At 67.1% G+C, this 19,175-nt stretch carries 14 protein-coding genes; 8 read left to right on the top strand and 6 right to left on the bottom strand.

The genetic code is table 11. The annotated features are described in order from the left end of the window. The coding region (locus tag VGR37_10090; protein ID HEV2147740.1) for an IS630 transposase-related protein at nt 1–214 on the bottom strand (214 nt) is incomplete at its 3' end. Between the two features lie 131 nt (nt 215–345). On the opposite strand from VGR37_10090, the gene VGR37_10085 reads away from it, so the two are divergent. From VGR37_10085 to VGR37_10065, 5 genes are all read left to right on the top strand, one after another. Then, nucleotides 346–1,953: a DnaA N-terminal domain-containing protein gene (locus VGR37_10085; GenBank protein ID HEV2147739.1), complete on the top strand. Its 1,608-nt coding sequence runs from the start codon at nt 346–348 to the stop codon at nt 1,951–1,953. 666 nt (nt 1,954–2,619) lie between these two features. Next, nucleotides 2,620–3,396, top strand: a complete 777-nt coding sequence (locus VGR37_10080; protein ID HEV2147738.1) for a hypothetical protein — start codon at nt 2,620–2,622, stop codon at nt 3,394–3,396. 299 nt (nt 3,397–3,695) lie between these two features. After that, entirely contained in the window at nt 3,696–4,436 is a 741-nt protein-coding gene (locus VGR37_10075) for a ParA family protein (GenBank protein ID HEV2147737.1), read from the top strand. After that, entirely contained in the window at nt 4,433–5,473 is a 1,041-nt protein-coding gene (locus VGR37_10070) for a ParB N-terminal domain-containing protein (protein ID HEV2147736.1), read from the top strand. Before VGR37_10075 ends, VGR37_10070 begins: the two co-directional genes overlap by 4 nt. A 508-nt stretch (nt 5,474–5,981) precedes the next feature. Then, nucleotides 5,982–7,268, top strand: coding sequence for a winged helix-turn-helix domain-containing protein (locus VGR37_10065; GenBank protein ID HEV2147735.1), 1,287 nt, complete (start codon nt 5,982–5,984; stop codon nt 7,266–7,268). Nucleotides 7,269–7,830: 562 nt separating this feature from the next. Here VGR37_10065 and VGR37_10060 read toward each other — a convergent pair. The 5 genes from VGR37_10060 to VGR37_10040 all read right to left on the bottom strand — a co-directional run bounded on the left by VGR37_10060 (nt 7,831) and on the right by VGR37_10040 (nt 13,619). Continuing rightward, nucleotides 7,831–9,315, bottom strand: coding sequence for a hypothetical protein (locus VGR37_10060; GenBank protein HEV2147734.1), 1,485 nt, complete (start codon nt 9,313–9,315; stop codon nt 7,831–7,833). Nucleotides 9,316–9,323: 8 nt separating this feature from the next. After that, nucleotides 9,324–11,204: a hypothetical protein gene (locus VGR37_10055; GenBank protein HEV2147733.1), complete on the bottom strand. Its 1,881-nt coding sequence runs from the start codon at nt 11,202–11,204 to the stop codon at nt 9,324–9,326. 106 nt (nt 11,205–11,310) lie between these two features. Further along, nucleotides 11,311–11,919: a hypothetical protein gene (locus VGR37_10050; GenBank protein HEV2147732.1), complete on the bottom strand. Its 609-nt coding sequence runs from the start codon at nt 11,917–11,919 to the stop codon at nt 11,311–11,313. Then, nucleotides 11,900–13,156 (bottom strand): hypothetical protein, encoded by a 1,257-nt coding sequence (locus VGR37_10045; protein ID HEV2147731.1) that lies wholly within the window; start codon nt 13,154–13,156, stop codon nt 11,900–11,902. Before VGR37_10045 ends, VGR37_10050 begins: the two co-directional genes overlap by 20 nt. 7 nt (nt 13,157–13,163) lie before the next feature. Beyond that, complete coding sequence (locus VGR37_10040; GenBank protein HEV2147730.1) at nt 13,164–13,619, bottom strand: hypothetical protein; 456 nt, start codon at nt 13,617–13,619, stop codon at nt 13,164–13,166. 552 nt (nt 13,620–14,171) lie between these two features. Between VGR37_10040 and VGR37_10035 the strand changes: the two genes are divergently transcribed. The 3 genes from VGR37_10035 to VGR37_10025 all read left to right on the top strand — a co-directional run bounded on the left by VGR37_10035 (nt 14,172) and on the right by VGR37_10025 (nt 18,896). Continuing rightward, nucleotides 14,172–15,083: a tyrosine-type recombinase/integrase gene (locus VGR37_10035; GenBank protein HEV2147729.1), complete on the top strand. Its 912-nt coding sequence runs from the start codon at nt 14,172–14,174 to the stop codon at nt 15,081–15,083. 986 nt (nt 15,084–16,069) lie between these two features. Further along, nucleotides 16,070–16,681 carry a hypothetical protein gene (locus tag VGR37_10030; GenBank protein ID HEV2147728.1) on the top strand — a complete coding sequence of 204 codons (612 nt, stop codon included), beginning with the start codon at nt 16,070–16,072 and terminating at the stop codon, nt 16,679–16,681. A 706-nt stretch (nt 16,682–17,387) separates the two neighbouring features. Further along, entirely contained in the window at nt 17,388–18,896 is a 1,509-nt protein-coding gene (locus VGR37_10025) for a hypothetical protein (GenBank protein HEV2147727.1), read from the top strand. Nucleotides 18,897–19,175: the final 279 nt, after the last annotated feature.

Raw genomic sequence — 19,175 nt, 5'->3', positions numbered from 1 at the left:
TCTCGCGCAGCACCGTGCGGTCCAGCCCCGACGCGAGGCCACCCGAGTGCGGCAGCGCCGCCAGGCCCGGCTCGCGCCCGCGTCGCTTCAGGTAGTTGTACACCGTGGTCGTCCCGATCCGGAACTGTCGCGCCACCTGCGCTCGCGTCAGATCGCCTGCCTCACAGGCGGCGACCACCCGCTCGCGCAGGTCCAGGGAGTACGGCTTCGGCATGGGCTCCTCCTCTGCTGAGCTACACCGGCCGAACCCTGCCCGCATACTTCACACCCGCCTGCAAACCGCTCTAACCTTACCACATGGCTACTTCCCTGCCCCCCGACGCGGCTCCGCTCCCGCGAGTGCGGATGGAGAGTCCGGACGCGCTGTTCGCGCCCGATCACCTGGTCGAGACCCCGGTCCCCGCTCCGCTGTACCTGCTCTCCTGCCTGAGGCTCCCCCTGGTGAACGTCTACCAGGTGGGGGAGAACGGCACCGTGCCGGCGCACCACTCCTTCCAGCGGCAGGAGATGGTATATCCCGACGGGAGCCGCTTCGTGGCCGAGCTCTCCTCGAGCCCGACGCTGGGGTTGCCCACCATCTACGACCTGGACTACCTGCTGGGCACCCTCCGCCTGGCCGACGAGCGGGGGACCGAGGCCGACGGGTCCTTCCCGGGGGCCACCTACGCCGACGTCATCCGGGCGACCCGCGGGGACACCGCCTCGAACGCACCCTCCAAGATCGAGGGGGTAAAGCGCGCCTTCCAGCGCTGGGGCAACTCGGTGCTGCGGACGACGATCGAGATGGACTTCGCCGAGGCGGCCCGCGGCCTCTCCGCGGGCAACGGGTACGCGGTGGTCCCGGCGGGGAGCCCGACCCGCCGCGAGCGCGACACCACGCACTGGATCCTCTCCTACGACTGGGAGACCGAGCAATTCAACTCGCGCTCCCGGGACACGATCCGCAGCCTCCGGCTCAACCCGGTGTGGCGGGCCCAGACCGACCTGGGCCTGGCCGCCTGGATCGACATCGACGCCCACAACTCACTCTCCTCGCCCATCGCCAAGGGGATCCACCTCCGGCTGGTCCTGGCCGCCGCCCAGGGCCAACTCCCCCGGACCCACATCGCGCCCCTGCAGCAGTGGATCGAGGACATCGGGGTGCAGAGCAATGAGGACGGAAACAAGATCGCGCGCCGTTTCCGCGACGCGATCCAGTCCCTGCTGGATGTGAGCATCCTCCGGGGAGGCGAGGTCCGATCTCCCCGCCGCGGCGTATACGAGGTGGCGATCGAGCCGGGCGCGCTCCCGCGGCACACCGCGGTCTCCCGGGGGATCGGCTCGCTGGACCCGATCCGTACGCGCGTCCTGCTCTGGCACCTGGGCCAGCTGGGGATGACGGTGACGGAGGCGAGGGCGCTGGTGGCGAAGCACGGGATGGACGTGGAGCGGGTGCTCCACCGCGTCCACTACGAGCGCACCGTGAAGGGAGGCCTGGACGCGCAGGGTCGGGAGATCACCCACTGGCCGCTCTGGGTGGCCAAGGCGCTCAAGAAGCAGTGGACGTTCGACGAGCCGGAGTACGCCGCGTGGCTGGCGCGGCAGACATCCCGCTTCGCGCTATCCACAGAGCGGCGACCCGCGCGCGTCGCCGCGAGCCCTGCTCCCGCTGCCCCCACGGAGGATGCCCCGGCCCAGGTCCCGCTCGAGTTCCCCACGGACAACGTCTGGGGACGGGCGATTCGCGGGCTCCGGGAGGAGATCGGCGAGGTGCAGCTGCGCACCTGGTTCAGCTCCACGTGGCTGCACGAGGTGGGTGACGAGGTGGTGACCGCGGGTACCAGCAACACCTTCGCGGTCGACTGGATCCGGAGCCGGTGGGGCCAGCGACTGGAGGAGGCGCTGGCGATGGAACTCGGACGCCCGGTGGAGCTGCGCATCGTCCACCAGAGCGGGGGGCCTCCGCTCCCGTAGTGGGCCTCTGGTTTCTATTTCCACCCACCAACTACACTAGAGCCGGATCCTGGACCTGAAAAAGCCAGGGCCCGGCTCGATTTCTTACGGCTCTCCCGGTGCCGCGTCTCTGTGTGTTCCGGTGGCGCCCCTATGTCGTCCCGCCGTGGCGCTCCTCTGTGAACTGCGGCGCAGCTCCGACTCCGCCCCTTCCGGTGGCGCCCCTATGCAGTGCGCACGGTGCCCTCACCCTCCCGACGTACACCTGGTGCGCGGGATCTTGCCGGACAGCCGCATGCGTGGTGAACTGTGGGACTACAATACCCGTGTCGGCACCACGATCCCATCACACTCCTCCCACACATCCCACGGCCACCCTGCAGGACGGGATGACGTGGAGCTTGCCCGCGTAGTTGCTGGGAGATAGCTTGTTGGGTGTGTCAGGATGGAAATGGGTCGTAGGTGCAGGCGGTCTGCACGGTGACATAGGGGCGGCACCGGAAGCCGGAGGCGAGGGACGGCCCCGAATCGAACAGAGGAGCACCACCGGAGACTGCCACGGGGCAGCACCGGTACTGTGGAAAACCCGTGAGCTCATCCTCCCCTTCCCTCTCTGCGTCGCACCGCCGGGCCGGCAGCGTCGTTCCGCTCCATGGCGGACGCACGCACGCGCCGAGCTCGGTGCTGGTGCGCGCGCGTCTCGGGGAGGAGCTGGAGGCCGCACGCGTGCGCGCGGCGGTGGCCTTCTTCGCGGCCGCCTGCGACATGGCGCGCCGGGAGCAGGGGGCGGAGACCCGCTGGTGGGGAGAGCCGGCCGAGGTGCGCGTGGAGGAGCTGGCCCGCGAGGCCCTGCTGTCCCTCGCCGAGGCGGAGGACGCCCTCCACGACTTGGAACAGGCAGAGCTGCTGGTCGCCGTCGGACGCGGCCACCGGATCGAGGCCGACGTCCTCTGCGAATCCCCTGCCCTGGGGGCTTTCGACCTGGACGCGGCGAAGGCCCACCTCCACAGGGGAGGCCAGCTGGTCGGACCGGCGACGGCCGTGCTCCGGGAGGTCGTGCGGCTGGCCGACGCGAGGGGAGCCGCCAGCACCACGATCCCGCGGCTGGTGGAGGAAACCCTGTACGGCCGCACCCGCGTCACCCAGGCGCTGGCCGTCCTGCAGGACGCCGGCCTGCTGGAGCGTCGCGACCTCGCCAACCGCATGGTCCTGCTGCAGCTGCCGGTGGGCACGGCCCCTCCCCCGCCCCGCGCCCCCGCGCGCCAGGCCGATGCTGGCGGCGCTGCAACCACGGCGACCGCGGCACGCGGAGGACGGATGCGTCTCCCGACGAACGCACCCATCCAAATAGGAGGAGAGGTGCTGCAGGTCGCCCCGGGGATGACTCCGGAGCTCGAGCTGGGGGAGGACGGTCGGTACTACCTGTGGATCGGTCCGGTTCGCATCGGCCCCTACGACGGGTAGGTAGCGGCCCTCGTGAGCCGGATCCGCCCCGGAAGCCCGTGCTGGGCTTCCGGGGCGGATCCATTTGTGGGTTCCCGAGCGACGCTTCGTGCGGCGCTTGCCGGGCGCCGTCTGTCCGCACACCGGACAGCAGCGGGCGATTGGCTGCAGGGGGATAGGCCGGTATACTATCGGGCCTTGCTAGTGTGTGCAGGGTGCCTTGCCCGCATGCCCGCGACGCTGCATCTTTCGCCCGTCTCCTCGCCAGCAGGCGGTTGTCCGGTGTGCGGACAGCCATTCCCCCCTCCGGGTCAGCACTCATGCCTCCGATCCTCTCGTTCATCGGTGCCAAAGGAGGCACCCTCAAGACGGCGTCCGCGGCGGCCGTCGCGCACGTGCTCGCCAAGGCCGGCCTGCGCGTCGTGATGGTTGACCTCGATCCCCAGGGAGACCTCACCACGCGCAGCAGCTTCAGCCGCGTGGCGGACCCGCTGACCGCGGACGCGGTCCACGTACATTACGAGGGCGAGCCCGAGCTGCCGCTCTGGCTCCTGCGGGGGGGGCGCTCCATGGAGGCTGCCGACATGGACGCCATCCAGCGGCACTTGGAGCGCACGGAGGCGCTGGACCCGGACCTGGTGGTGATCGACACGCCCCCGGCGCTCGGGCCCGCGACCCGGGCTGCTGCTGCGGCCGCCACTTTCGTCATCATCCCGTCGGAGCCCGGCAAGGAGAGCCTGATGCGGGCGCACGACGTGATCACGATCGCGACCGACGACGGCCGCTCGCCGGTGATCCGGATCCTGCTCACCAAGGCCAACGTGCAGACCAACCTGTATCGCTGGATGGTCGACAACGTCGACGAGCTCTACCCGAAGCTCCGCAGCCGCTACGTGGTCCCGCACGAGACCGCGGCTGCGGAATCCGCGGTGTTCGACCGGCCGGTGACCGTCTCCGCGCCGAAGAGCCGCAGCGCCCAGGCGTACTGTGACGTGGCGGCCGAAGTGATCGGATCCCTGGGAATCGAGAGCCGCTCCGCCGTCGCTGGAGGGGTCGCGTGAGCGGGAAGGCCCGTCTCGGCGGCTCCCGCGCGGCGGCGCCGCTGGTGCGACGCGAGGATCTCGACGACAACGTCACCACCTATCAGCTGGACGCGGACGGCCGCAGCGCCGAGGAACGCGTCCAGCACGTTCGGATCGACCGAGTCGAGCCGTCGCCTTTCCAGGTGCGCCGCGTCTTTCCGGAGAGGGAGATCGAGGAGCTGGCCGACAGCATCCGCGACACCGGCCTGATCCATCAGCCCAAGGGGCGACCTCACCCTGCGAAGCCCGGTTGGGTGGAGCTCATGCCCGGCGAACTGCGGCTCCGCGCGCTGCAGCGGCTGATCGAGCGGGGGGAGGCGGAGGGGGTCCTGAAGCGCGATGGGGCAGGGAACTGGCTCGCGCCGATCGTCCTCGTAACGGTGGACGACGAGCGGGCCGAGTCGATCGTCTTCACGGAGAACGAGGCGCGCACCGACCTTTCGGCCTGGGAGTGGGCACTTGCCTGGCAGCAGCGGCGCGACCGCAGGAAGGAGCGGGGGCAGCCGGCAACGGTCCGCGACGTGGCCGCGGCGCACCACAAGCCGCACACCACGGTGGGCGAGTACCTGCGCGTCGCCGATGCGCTCTCGATGGACGTGCTCGGAGCCGCCGGCGTGGTCGCGGGCGGAGGGCCGGACCATGGACGGATGGCGCGCCTCCCGTTCTCGGCGCTTAAGGGGATCGCCGCGGCCGCAGACCAGGGGACGCAGGCCGCGGCCGAGCGGCTGCTCCAGGAGTTGCGGCGAATCGGCGATCGTACGGCGGCGGAGCGCCTGCAGGCGCCTCGTAGCGCGGTACGGAGCCAGGGCGGGGCAGGGAAGCAGTCGTTCCAGATCAACATCAGGCAGCCGCTCCCCGATCTCAGTCCGCAGCAGGCCACGCACTACCTCGGGCGGATCTCCACCGCGCTGCCCGTCCTCGCGCGCCGCGCCGCGGAGGGGATCGGGGGAGAGGATGCGCGCTCGCTCGCGGATACGCTGGAGGAGACCGCACGCCTGCTGCGTCAGCGAGCCTGAATCCGCTGTCCGCACACCGGACAGGGTTCACGGAGGGTCGGAACGCTTCGACGACCGTGTCGCACGACGAGCCCCCTTGGCGGACGCCCTTCGTCAGGGGGCTCGCTCACACGGGGGCTGCACCGTTCCAGCGGAGCCGGCGAGCGTGATCTGCTTGGACAGGAGGGGTGTCGCGGACGTCTCCCTCACCTCCTGGATCCGCTCTCATAGGTCCGGCGAGAGGATGCAAAATGTCCCTTATGTTGCATCTGCTTGCTTAGCCGCTCAGACCTGATCCGTACTTGACCTCGGCTGACCCGCCGGGAGTCCGTACATTCCCGGTCCGGTTTTTTACGGACCGGCTTCCTCCGAGCTCCACTCTGGGGCCGAGAACCCCGTCGAGAGAGCAGGGCGATCATTGACTGACGCGCGCCTGGAGCCGATGATCGGGTATTATTGGCGATTCTGCCGATAACAGGGTATTATTGGCAGCAGCCGGTCCTCCGCCAATGATACTCGAGGCTCATAGATGACCCTGCACAATCGCTGGCAGCTGTACAACCTGCGCGAGAGCCCGTACTTCCAGCGCGACCTGCAGGCGAGTGACACCGCCCGGTATCCTATCGATCTCTTCATCGGGCGCACGGCGGAGGCGGAGCGCCTGCTCGGCGTAATTGGAGGCGCTCCGAGCTCGCGGCAGACCATTGAGGGATCGCCGGGGTTCGGGAAGACCACCCTCGCCCAGTACGTGAAGGCACGGGCGGCCGAGGCGGGGTACGTCAGCTATCCGGACCCGGTCAGCGCCGCCGGTGTGGATACCGCCGAGACGCTCCTGGTCCGGCTGCTGAGCTACGTCTACGATGCGCTAGTGGCGCAGCTCGGCGACGCCCTGGCAGAGGATCCCGCCATGGATGCGGCGCGGCGCCTGGTGCTGGACACCCGCGTGCGCGACATCAAGGTGGCTGCCCAGGTCGCGGGGTTCGGCTTCGACCGCGAGGTGGTCAGGCGTACGGAGCCGGCGACCTTCCACTCGGGGCTGCTCACCATCCCGCCGCTGCTGCGAGCCCTCCCCGCACTGGCCGAGCGGCACGGCGTCCCCGGGATCGTCGTGCACCTGAACAACCTCGAGAACCTGGTCACCGACGAGGAGCGTACCCAGGCCGGCAATGCGCTCCGGGACCTGCGCGACATCTTCCTGCTCGACGGGTACCACTTCCTCCTGGTGGGCACCACAGACGCCGTCCGTGCGCTGATCGCGCCGCACGCGCAGCTCCGCAGCGTCTTCGGGATCACGCGTCCGCTGGAGCCCCTCTCCGCGGACGCGTTCCAGGCTCTGCTGGCCCGGCGCTACACTCACCTTCGCCTGGATCCCGGCCGGGAGGTGCGTCCCCCCGTTGCCCATGATGCCGCGGCGGACCTCTATGGCATCTACCGGGGCGATCTCCGGGGCACGCTGCGCGCGATGGATGCAGCCGCCCACGAGCTCATCGGCTATACGGACCCTCCGGGCGCGCCCATCCAGGCGGAGCAGCTCTTCTCGGTGCTCGTCCCGATGCTGCAGGCCGAGCTCGACAGCACCCTGAGCGAGACCCTGCAGGACTACTTCTACGCCCTGACACCGGTGGGCCGGACGGAGTTCACGCAGAAGGAGCTGGCCGAGCTCTGGAACGTCACGCAGGGCACCGTGTCGGCGAACCTCCGGGAGCTCCTGCGCCTGGGCTACGTCCGGGAGGCACGCCGCCAGGGTCGGCAGGTCTGGTACTCGCTCACGGGGCCGGCGCGTCTGGTGCTCGGGATCGAGCTCGCCGGCTCGTAGGAGCCGACACCGACCTGCAGGAGATGTGGCTGCGCAGGGGCGATACGCGTAGTTTCGAGGTGCGGACGTCCGCGCGGGCGATCCTCGGGAGGGAGCTCCCGCCGGGGCGCTACTACTTCGTCGCAGTGGTGAGCGCGGAGGGAAGAAAGGTCGGACTTGCGGCGGGGGAGGCGGATCCGCGGCTGCGAGGCCACGCAGGCGCCGGGACGAGCGTCGGATGGACAGGGGCTGGCTGACCCGCCTACCGGTCGCTACCTTGTTCGGTTTCTATTCGGGCAACTCTGGGCGGAGGATTTGTGGAATGGAACCGGACTTCTCGGCGCTGGAGCGGCTGGTGACGACCTGGCGGCAGCGGGCGGAGTCGCTGCGGGGCGGAAGCCCCGAGACGGCCCCGGCGCTCGCGAGGGCCGAAGCGTACGACGCGACGCCTGTGCCGCCCAGCTGGCGCAGGTGCTTGCCGATGTGGGGCTCGTGGACGCACCCGTTCAGGATCGCGAGTCGCTGGAACTCTTCCAGTAGCGAACGACGCCTGTGACGTTCCGATCCGAAGATCGAGTAGCGCTTACCTCAGCCGGAAGTCGATGTAGAGGTTGTCTACGCCCACGTCGATGCTCTGGCGCGCCTCGTCCCACTCGGCCTGCGAGATCGTGGACGGCCGCTCCTCCGCGGTTGGCCAGCCTGTGTCCGAGCGGAGGACCCGTCCGCGCGTCTTCTCCAGGAGGCGCCGGTACAGGGCCTTCGCAGGCATCTGCCACGGCGGCCTCTTCTTGATGGCGACACTACGGTCCAGGGGGATCATCGCGACGAGGTCGTCCCGCTGCATCAGCTCCAGGCCGCTCTCGGTCGCGGTCGCGTTGTGGCTGGCGTGGTGCCCCACCTTGTAGAAGACGGTGCGGTGGAGCAGGTCCCGGGCGGTGACCTCCCGGAGTGCGCCGTCCGCCTCCTTCACCTTCCAGGTGTAGTCGTGCCACGATAGCCAGTTCCCGAGCTGAGCATCCGCCGGGAAGAGCAGCACGCGCCCATCCGCGATGAGTTCGATCGCCAGCACCAGGCTCGTGTTGTTGGTGTAGCTGTCGAGCTGCAGCGCCAGCTCGCTTGTCGTGGCTAGCCAGTCGGCATCGATCTGCCTCCACGCGTTCTTCTCGTCGTAGTACGACCCGAATCGCTCGCGGCACCTTGCCTTGTCCCTCGCCTCGATGCGGAAGCGCGCGTCGAACGGGAGGCGCTGCTCGAACATCTCCCGCTGCTCGCCCTCGAGGGAGGCCCGATAGTCGGGGAAGGCCTGCACCGACGCGCTGAATGCGAGCCCGGCCGCCGCCGTGTGAATGGATTCGGCTGTTGCCCCGTAGAGCTCCGGTGAGCCATGCTTCCCCATGTTCCTGAGAGCGGTCTTGTCCCGGGGTGGGCCGAGCACGTAGAAGCGGACCCCCGGTAGCCAGGAGGGTTCGATCACCTCTCCGGGCGAGAGGAAGTCCACGTCCTTGCCCGCACGGCCAGTCACGTACGTCATGGCCTCGTGGACGGTCTCCGCGAAGTCGGCCGCGAAGGGCGCGCCCTGCGTGGGGACGTCCCCGAAGAAGCCGAGCAGCTCCCGCACTCCGGAGCGCACCGCCGCCAGCGGCTGCTCCATGTCGGTGATCCGCACTCCGCTTCGGGCCAGTGCCTGCTCCGCGAGGGCGACGGAGCTCAGCAGGTCGGCCTTGTACTTGGAGACCTCGCGAGCCAGCTCGTCCTTGGGGTTCTCCGTCCAGGCGACCCACACCCGATCCACCGTGAGCTCGTCGAAGCGCTCGCGCTCGGAGCGGAACCCCGAGACGTGGTCCTTGTGCTCGTGTGTCGCGACCAGGAGGTGAAGGTGATCCCCCGTCTCGTTGCCGATGTCATCGGCGACGGCGGCCATCTTCACCCCCGTCGTGGTCGCACCCAGGCTCCCGCAGTCGATGAGCATGTGCACGGGTCCACCCTCCGGGTAGAACGTCACCAGGAAGCAGTCGCCGAGACCCTGGCGGTACATGCGGATCCGGACCTTCGGATTGATTGCGTTCATCGGCGGCCTCACACGATCCCGCGGTGGAGTAGCGCAAACGGCTCGCGAGCGTCTCCCGGCTGCCGCACTCCGAAGTACGTGCCGCGGAGCCCGACCTCCACGAACCGCAGCAGGAACGCCCTCTGGCGGGCGCGCCGGGTGGTGCTCCCGATCGGTTTGCGGATGCAGTAGGCGATCTTCGGCGTCTTGAGGTCCACCACCACGGTGGAGCCGCCCTCGAAGCGCATCGGCCCCTCGGCTTCGTGGGCCGGGTCGAGCGGCACGTCGTAGTCCTGGGTGAGCTGCAGGATGAGCTGGAGAAGCAGGTCTCCATCCGGGCCGGTGCGGAGCGCGAAGTGCGCCTGGTGCACCTCGAACGACTGATCCGGGTCGAGTCCCAGGAACTCCGCGTCGCGCTTCCCCGTGCTGCCCCGGCGGAAATGGTCGCTCAGCCAGCCATGGATCATGGCACGCGTCGCTCGCTCCTCCTGGAAGATCTTCTCGCGGCTCTGCGTATACAGCTGCCGATGCGCACGCTCCCGTAGCGCCTGGATGAAATCGAGCAGCTGTGCCGAGGGGCCGAGATCGTCCTCCTCGGGCGTGCGCCAGCGAAGGTTCTCGACGGAGAGGGTCCGCACGTCCCGTGGGTAGAGCCCCCGGCGGCGGAACGCTTCGACGAAGGCGACCCGGTAGTTCCGGTCGTCGTCCGGCACCAGGTCGATGTCGGCCGTGATCAGCGCGCGGAGAAACTCCCCGAAGGTCAGGTCGACAGGTGGGCAGTAGTCCAGCGCGCGGACGCACATCGTCAGCACGTGTCCTGCGGCCCGGCTCGCCTCGTCAGCGAGCCGATGAACCAGATCGGGGTGGACGGCGCCGGCGGGCAGGACTCCGCTCCCGCCGGTGTACAGCCGGATGAGGTCCGCGACGCGCCGGTTGTAGATGGAGAGGAACGCGTCGAAGATCGTGGCGACCAGGATCGCGCCGCGGAGGTGGGGCTCGATCGTGGTCTCGTACTCCATCGGATCCGGCTGATGTGGCTCCCACTGCCCGGTTTCCGGGTTGAAGCGGCCGATCGCGTCGCGGAGCGCCCCGCGGACCCCGGTCGTGCGGCCGAACTGGCTGGCGAGCTGCCCGAGCAGGTTCTCCTGCGAGCGGATGTCGCCCCGTGTCTGCGCGATCTGGTGGCGCAGGATCTCGGGGAAGGTGAAGTGCTGAAAGAGGGCGACGATGTCCGCGAAGGCCTCGTGGAAGGCCAGCATGTCGGGGTTCGTCGCGCGGTTCAGCCGCCGGTGGAGGCCGTCGAGCAGCGCGTGGGCGGTCTCGTGGGCGATGATGTCGTGCGAGAGGCAGGTGAAGACCATCCCGCCGGGGATGTGCTCGCCCGGGTCGTCCGTCGAGGCGGGGAAGTACCCGAAGAGGAGAGCCTTCTTGGACGGGCTGTAGTAGGCGTTCGCCTCCCGAAGGGCATGCGGGTAGATCCGCAGCCGTCCCACGTAGTGCGAGTCGTCCTTTGGGTTCCGGGAGTCCGGTGGGGGCCCCGGCGACCACAGCGCTGCACGGCCCAGGGCGTGCTCGAAGCTCTGGATCGTGAGCTGTGCGACCGCGTACACCATCTGCTGGTGGAACTTCGGTGTACCCTCCGAGGGGGGGAGGCCGTCCTGGGCCAGCAGGTGCGGATCGTCGAGATCGACCGGCTCGTAGAAGCACTTGCCCGCCGGATCGAAGTCGACGACCTCGATGTACTCGCCGACTGGACCGGGTTGGAGCGGCTCCCAGGGCACTTTGAACACCACCTGGCTGATCGGCGCCGTGTCGAGCCGCTGCGCAAGGCTCGGGTCGAGGGCGTAGCCGCGAAGGTGGCGATGCGCCGGCGGCGATTCCGTGCTCTGGTGAGCCTGCTGTGGAGACATGGGCGAAGTCCGGTACGGGTACGGGATGCCATCCGGATCAGCCGGGATCCCATCAGGATCGGGGTTCGCATGCTCGTCGGCATGCGGGGTGGTGCATGCGCCGGCCTCAGCGCTGGATCAGCAGGCGATGGTCGGCGGTCGTGAATCGCCCAGCCAGGGCAGGGTCTTTCGATTCCAGTACGATCCAGGCGGAGTCTGACTTGTCCGCCGGGCGGTGTACCGCGACCACGCCCAGCGGGCTGGCCGTCTCGCATTGCCACGCGTCCGCGTATGAGGCCTTGTCCGGCTTCTTTCCGAGACACGCGACGACCTGCGTGCCCGGACGCAGGAGCGCGGCCCAGGGCGCCTCGGCGGCTTCGGGCCGGAGGATGAACCGGATCTGCCCGGGAGCGGGAGTGCCCAGGCGCGGCTCGAGCGTGAGGTCCTCCGGTCGGATCGGCTGTCCACGCGCCTTCGCGATGAGGAGGTGGCGGCCCACCAGGCTCGCGCGGTCCGACGGCTCCGGCTGACCTGAGTCCGGCTGGGCGAGGTCCTCCACAGCGAGCTGGTGGTGCTGCGGGAGGTCGCCCGCCGCCTGCCAGGAGGCTGTCTTGGGTTTCTTGGGCTCGCGCCATCCCGGCGGGCGGTTCCATACCGCCCACACGCCCACGGCGAGCAGGATCAGGTATGCTCCGAGCAGAGCTATCCGGACGGTCCTAGGACGTGGTGTACTCAAGCTTGTTCTTCCCGAGGAGCTGGGATCGCCGGGTCAAGCGCTCCCAGAGGTCCCGCTCAACTTCGGAGTCCGCAGGGATCTTGAGGTGCATCCCCTTGAGGAGGTCGAATCGGAACAGGTCTACGGCGGCCGTGACCGCCTCCCCGAAGAGGCGGAGGTTCACGACTGCCGTCTGGCCGGCGATCACCGCGGCGGCCGGAAGGCCGACCGCGAAAAGGAGGAACAACGGGAGGCTGCCGCTGCGCAGGGCGAGCACGGGTGCCCACACCAGTGCCGTGACCGCGAACGCGATCGTCATCGCGACCGAGACGTCCAGCCGCGTCTTCGCATCGTCGAGGATCGGGCGGAAGTGCTCGTCCGCGGTGGCCATCCTCTGGAGGTGGAGCCAGAAGACCTCGGTGTCTAGGCTGTAGCAGTTGAGCGCCCGGTTGCGGTGGAGCTCGGCGACGTTGGCCATCCGGGTCGGGCCGACCGCCTCCAGATCCACGGGGAAGCGGGAGCGGCGGTGGGTGAGTGCGCGATCGCACAGGTTCTGCGCCCGAGCCATGGCCTTGTCGGCCAGGTCGCGGAACTCGACGTGGAGCTGGTCGAGCGCGGATCCCCCTGTCACCTTCGACTTCCTGAGCTCCTCCTCCAGCCGGGAGCAGAGGTTCTCCAGCGCCTCAGTTGGCACCGGCTCCAGCCGTGCGACGAGCCTTCGGACCTTCCGGAACTCGCCCTGGATTTTGGGGGAGGGACGAACCGTTGACTCGATTCCAGTGGCGGCTCCGGCTTTCCGGGCGGCCAGGAGACGTGCCAGCCATGTCGGTGGCAGGCCGACATCGGGTGGACGGTCGCGGCCGTGCAGGAGCCGGTACTCGTGGACCTGGTCCTCACACACATCCAGCTCCTGCTGCATCTTATCCAGCCGCTGCTTTTGGTCCTCCACGAGCCACTGTCGCATGCGCTCGGGCAGGATGTTGCCCTGGAGGAGCGCTCGGAACCACGAGTTGAGGCTCCAGAAGACGAATCCGACCACCACCACGACTCCGAGGAACGCAGCGGAGCCGAGCGCCTGCTTCCCCGCCTCGAGGGCGAGAAACCGATCCAGGTCCCGTTGGACGCGCTCCGAGGCGTCGTAGCCAGCGAGGAGCGACAGCAGTCCGATGAGCAGGACCGGAAAGAAGCCGGCCAGCAGGTAGCCTTTCCCGAAGAGCCCGCTGACTCGGTCGATGACGGTGCCCAGGCCGGGGATCATGGCGGAATCACTCGGACGGAACGCAGAGAATCTCTGAGCCGCAGATCTCGCACTCCTTCTCGCCGCGGCGCGTCCGGTGCAGGTTCTCGACGCATCGGCACACGGGCCCCGCATTCCGGATCTCCGCGGCAAGGGTCTCGTGCCGCGTGATCAGGACCGCTGTCTCCTGCGGCTCGAGGACCCCGAAGCTGACCTGGGCGCGATCCAGCGCCGCCTCCCATTCGTTCTCGGGGCCAGAGAGGATGTTGAGGGGGGGAAGGGGGGACTGGATCGAGCCGGTGGGCGCCCCGGCGTCGACGGGACGGTCGGATTCGAGAGCCTGGGAGATGTCTTTGTCCGTGAGGAGCACCATCCGGTCCGGGTGCCGAACGATCATCGCCGGAACGTTCGCCCGCGCCATCTGGGAGAACGCGTCGCGCAATGGAGTGTCGCTGCTCACGAGGGGCAAACGGATCCTGTCCATCGATCGTTCCTCCGGGTGGCGTGGTGCCGGATCTGGAGCGGCGGATCAGCTCATCAGGAATAGATGGATGCAAACAGGGGATTTCCCGACGTGCGGATGCGTCCGGGTGCGACGGTGCATGAGCGTACGGGAACGGGCGAGGAGCGGGTCCCACCGCACGTCTCAGCGGGTGAGACGCAAGTAAGAGTATAGATCGCGGCTCATCTGAGCACCAGAATTTTCCGCTTCGATCAGAGGTGAACCCGACCATCGCTCGGGCAGAGGCCGATCGGAGCCGGGCTTCTCGTGTGAGGTGGCTGGCGACAAGATGAGAGCGGGGGCGGATGCTCCGGGGGTGTCGTTGCTCACGAAGGTGCTACCGTACGGTGGCTGTGCTGGCCAGCGGGCGCAGGCACTCGGCGACCTGCAGGAGCGCCGGTTCAGGACCGGGTGTCAATGGCGGGCGAAAGGCTCTGGCGCGCCCGTCTGTATACCGGACGGGCCTGCGGGAGACGCGCCTGAGCACCGTCGGTCTGCCGGTCACGGAGCCGCCATACACACGCCGGGTTTCTTATGGGACAGGCCGCAGCCCTCATCCACGCCCCGATCGTTCCGCTACTTCCACCTCTGGTCGAGCTGGAAGGCGGAGACGAGCATCTGGTCCGGCTCTGGCTCCACGGGAAGAGCGTATGCACCCGGGACGCTTATCGCCGGGACGTCCTCCAGTTCAATCGGTTCGTGGGCGTCACCCTGCGGGAGATCTCGCTCGAGCACCTGCAGCGCTACGCGGACCACCTGGAGGCGCTCGGGCTTGCCGACGCAACGCGGGCCCGCAGGATCTCCGCGGTGAAGTCCCTCCTCACCTTCGGGCAGCGCACCGGCTACCTCATCTACAACGTGGGAGCCGCCATCTCCGTCCCCAGGATCCGGAATCGGCTGGCGGAGCGAATCCTCCCCGAGGCGCACGTGCAGCGCATCCTGGCCCTGGAGTCGGATCCGAGGGACCACGCGATGCTGCGCCTCTTCTACGCCACGGGTGCCCGCGTGAGCGAGATCTGCGGGCTCCAGGTGCGGGACCTCCAGCCGCGCGTCGACCGGCGCAGCGGGCGCGACGCCGGCCAGGTGACGCTGTACGGGAAGGGAGGGAAGACCCGCGCCGTGCTCGTCTCGCCGGACACCTGGGCCGCCCTGCGTCCGCTCGTGGAGGGCAGGGCACCGGATGACGCGGTCTTTCGCAGCCGGCGGGGCGGACACCTCCACCGAAGCCAGGTGTTGCGGATCGTGCGACGGGCCGCACGGCGCGCCGGGATCGACCTGAACGTCTCACCCCACTGGCTCCGGCACGCCCACGCCTCTCATGCGCTCGACCGTGGCGCGCCGGCGCACCTGGTGCGCGACACCCTCGGGCATGCCTCCCTCGTGACCACCAACCAGTACGTGCACGCCCGGCCGGACGAGAGTTCAGGCCAATATCTCGGGGTGTAGAGATCGAACAACTCCTCCCAACCTGCATCAGCCGTCGAGCCCAAACCGGGTTCGACGGCCGATTGCATTGGAGCAGCAACGACACAGCCCTCGGGATGCAGGCCGGGCGTTGCGTCTATCCGCTGGTCTCTTCCTCGAGATCAGCGAGCCATCGGGGAGGTGGGACGTTTCTGCTCATGTAGATCCTTCGGAACGCGGCAAGGGCTTCGCCCGTTGCCGGATCGCGATGGAGTGGCGGAAGGTCATGCAGCAGCACCCGTAGTGCAGCCTCCGCAGAGACTGCATCGGTCGGACCACCTGCAGCGACCCGCTGCACGAACCAGCGCTCCAGCTTCTGACGCGTCGACACGCGAGGTGCCGATCCATTGAGGAACTGCGCGACCGACTTGTGATCGAGGCCAATCTGACGCGCTACTTCGCGTAATCCCTCGGCCTCAGCCCGGGCGGCAACCAGTTCTCTCAATTGTGCGACAGAAAGCCGCCGCCTCCCGCCCGTGTCGGAAGAGGCGTGATCCGCGTTTGCGGACTGGGGGGTTTGGGGGGTATCGTTGCCGTTACACTGGACAGCTTACTGGTTGGGGCACATCCGCCGCAACTGCTTCAAGCCGGCTGGCAGGATCGCTTCCAGACCGGTACAGCCGATAAGTACCGAGCGCCAGCCACACGGAGATCGTATGTCGCCACAATCCCCTCGCAAGCGAGACCCCATCACGGATTGCATCCGGGTACCTGTACCTTTGGACGTCGGGCCTGCTGTGTTCCCTCCGCCAGCCTGGGGACGGAGGGTCCTCCAGCTTACCAGTCAGGATGGGAGGCCCCCCGCCCGCATCGACTGGGCTGTGCAATGCACCTTCGAAGGGCTGCTGAATGTGTGCATCTGCACCAGGTGCGGGGGGCGGAATGAAACGCTCCTGGATCTTCGAAGAGAGCGGGCGGGTGCGGTGCCCTCGAATGCCACGCAAGCTGAGCTCGGAGAAACCGCGCGAATGTGGCAGGCGACGTTTCTCCCGGAGGTGTACGAATCCGGGATTCGATACTGGCTCGCTGAACACGCCTCATGCAGCACGGGGTTGGTCCCGAGCCACGAGATCCCAGATGCGGCGCGATACACCGTCGCCGAGGGGATAGAACGGGCGAAGGCGGCTGCAGGCCGAGGCGAAGTGATGGAGCCCCAGGTGACCCTCGTCTACGAGACAGGCGCGCAACGGTGCTTCAAGCTCGCCGATCCTTACAGCGTCTCCGCAACCGATGAGACCAGTCTGCTGAAGGCGGAGACACTGCGTGCTCATGTTCGGATGACCGTGGGGCACGCCACGTCCGTGGTGGCGGCTGTGATACACGAGGCCCGACAGGTCCCGGGTTCCAGCTCGGGCGATGTCCCGCTCGTCTCTACCCACACGATCGTCACGCGCTCGTTCGCGGAGCTTCACGGTCTTACTCTGCTTCCGGCGCGGGGCGGCGTATACCAGGTGTGGGACCCTGTCGTGACCCCTCTCCGCAACTCCTACAGCCCTGCAGCCGGTCTGCTGCAATCATCGCACATCTCGCCCGCGTTCCCACCCGAAATGGGTGGAGATCGCAGCGGTCGATTCCAGTAGGTGCCACGACAGTGTTTAGCCAGAGCAACGGCGAGTGGCCGCCGCAGTACCTGGGGTCACCTGCGGTCCGCGCCTCCATCCCTGAGATGACCCAGGGCAGGGTTCAAATCGTGGTTAGCCTGTAGGCAGCACGGTTGATGGTGGCGAAGAGGAGATCGAAGGCTCAATCGCAGTCGAGCGGTCCGTTCCCTGGCCCAGCTGTATCTGCCTTGATCCGCGCCTGGCTGGCAGAGGCCGACCTGGTGCGCAGTCGGTACGGCCTGGAGCACGTCGCGAAGCTGTGTGAGGAGCATGCCCGCGACCTCAGAGAGGCCCTCGGGCGGGATGCGAGGGACCTGCTTTCTCTGGCCCAGGCCTCGGCGGAAAGCGGGTACAGCATCTCCCATCTTCGCGCGATGCTGACCGCCGGGCTGCTCACCAACGCGGGAAGGAAAGGTGCTCCTCGGCTCCTGCGTGGTGAGTTGCCGCGCAAGTTGAACCCCTCGCCTCCACGTGAGGCAGAATCGCTACCCCCGCGACCTCCTCAGGCATTCGATCCAGGCGCCGCCGCGCGGCGGGTTGCTGAACGGATTCGTTGATGCTGATCTAGGTGGGCGCGAGGTGAATGCGTCTGCTTCACCTCCAAGAGCTTACCCGATTGTCTCCGTCAATTGTATCCCCACTTGGGGGCGGCCCACACACCAGCGTAGACTCGGCCGAGCAGCAGGTGAACCCCGATACCTCGGTCTCGAGTCCAGCGATGTCACCAAGAAAGAAGAACAGCCCCGAGAAGCGCATTCGGGCTACGGTCTGTGAATGGGGAATTAGAGTCGATGTCAAGGAGAGAAAAGGGACCGCGAGTCTGCAATTGGAAGCCCACGTCGTAGATGGCACCGCACGCACAAGACCGCGAGTTAGTGCTCGGACCGCAGATCTCGATTTGGCGACCGAACGTGCCCGGCAGTTTGCAGCTGAATTAGCCGCACAACTTGGCTATGGCCCGGAGCACCTCTTGGATTGGCTAGCTGTGCGGGGTAGTGAGTTGACGATCGGTGAGGTGTTCGACGCCTACTTCTCAGCCAAGGGCACGATGTACCGAAACGGCCAAGTGAGGTCCGCAGCAAACATCTTCGAACAACTCTGGGGCCGGGATCTTCGTCTCGTTGATATCGATCAGCATTTGATAGACGAGTTCGTCAAGGATCGAGCTGCTGGGAAGTACAAGATGCTCGTGCACGGCAGGCTCATCAGCCGGAACACGGGCGGTCCCACAACTGTCAGGCACAACCTAATAGTTCTTGGCACGATATTCCGCTGGCTCATGGGGGTTCGGCACAGGGGCAAGCGGATACTGACTAACAATCCGCTGGATGGACTCCGTCTCCCGCCGCCAGATCCCAACATGAGACAACCCGTGGCTGATGAACGCCGGTTCCAGCTGTATCTTCGGTATGCTCCTCGTCTGCAGATTCGACTTGAGGTCGACTACCGCAGGTGCAACCGCAGTTGGAGTATCCCAGAAGGGGCGTATGCGCTCTTTCTTCAGGTCCTACGGTGGACCGGTAAACGCGCTGGAGCAGTCAGAAAGTTGAGACACAGTGACCTCCTCCTTACTTATGATCAAATGAGGTGTGCTCTCGCAGTGGCGGGGTGGAAGCACGAGGAGGCCTGGGCCGACCACTGGCCACACGGCGCGATCCGCTGGGATAAAGAGAACGACAAAAAGGACTTCACCCGCATTACTCCGATCAGCGGCCGACTAAGGAGTGCTATCGACTGCTTCCTTACAACAAATGGTGAACAGCACCCGGATGCATGGATTTTTCCGGAGCCTCCTCACCCTGAACGATCGTTTAGCCCCGGATCGGCTGCACGATATTTGAATCTCCTTGAGAAGATGATCCATGCCGATGGAATCACCTTACCAAAATTGGCGCGAGGACAGTACCACCCATTTCGCCGCCTTTGGCGGAGTGAGAGAGCTGGATTTTTCGATGCGAAACTCGTTGCAATTGTCGGTGGTTGGAGCACCACGGGTGGCGATGTTATGGACCACGGATACCTGCAGTTTCTTCCAGTAGCCATGTATCTGTGTGCCGAATTCGATCCGACACAGCATCTGACTGAGGCATTGCCTGTTCCCGGTGTGATGGTGCCGGGGCTTGCAACCGCAGTGCTTGGCACCAAAACAGTTCAGGAGGTCCTACGTCACAACCGTGGTCACATAGGCAGCTGAGGTAAGCTCGTGCGAGCTAACTCAACTTATTGCCTGACCACGCGTTATGTGGCGGTTCTGTTCCAGGCGTTGGGGGGCTTTGTATACCACCTCGGGGTCTACCGTCAAGAGGTGGGTGTCAATCTGGCAGCATACATCCGCGTGCCTGTTAGAATAGGTAACTGACTGTGGTATAGTGTCTTACGGCAGAGGTGAGGAATGCGGGTGACAGTTTTGGCCAGCGACCATAAGCACATTGGACTCTCCTTTTCAGCGATTGAAAGCGGGCCTTTGTCACAG

The sequence above is a fragment of the Longimicrobiaceae bacterium genome (assembly GCA_035936415.1).
Taxonomy (GTDB): domain Bacteria; phylum Gemmatimonadota; class Gemmatimonadetes; order Longimicrobiales; family Longimicrobiaceae; genus JAFAYN01.
Note: the sequence above shows the minus strand (reverse complement) of the source record. Positions and strands in the feature narration are given on the sequence as shown.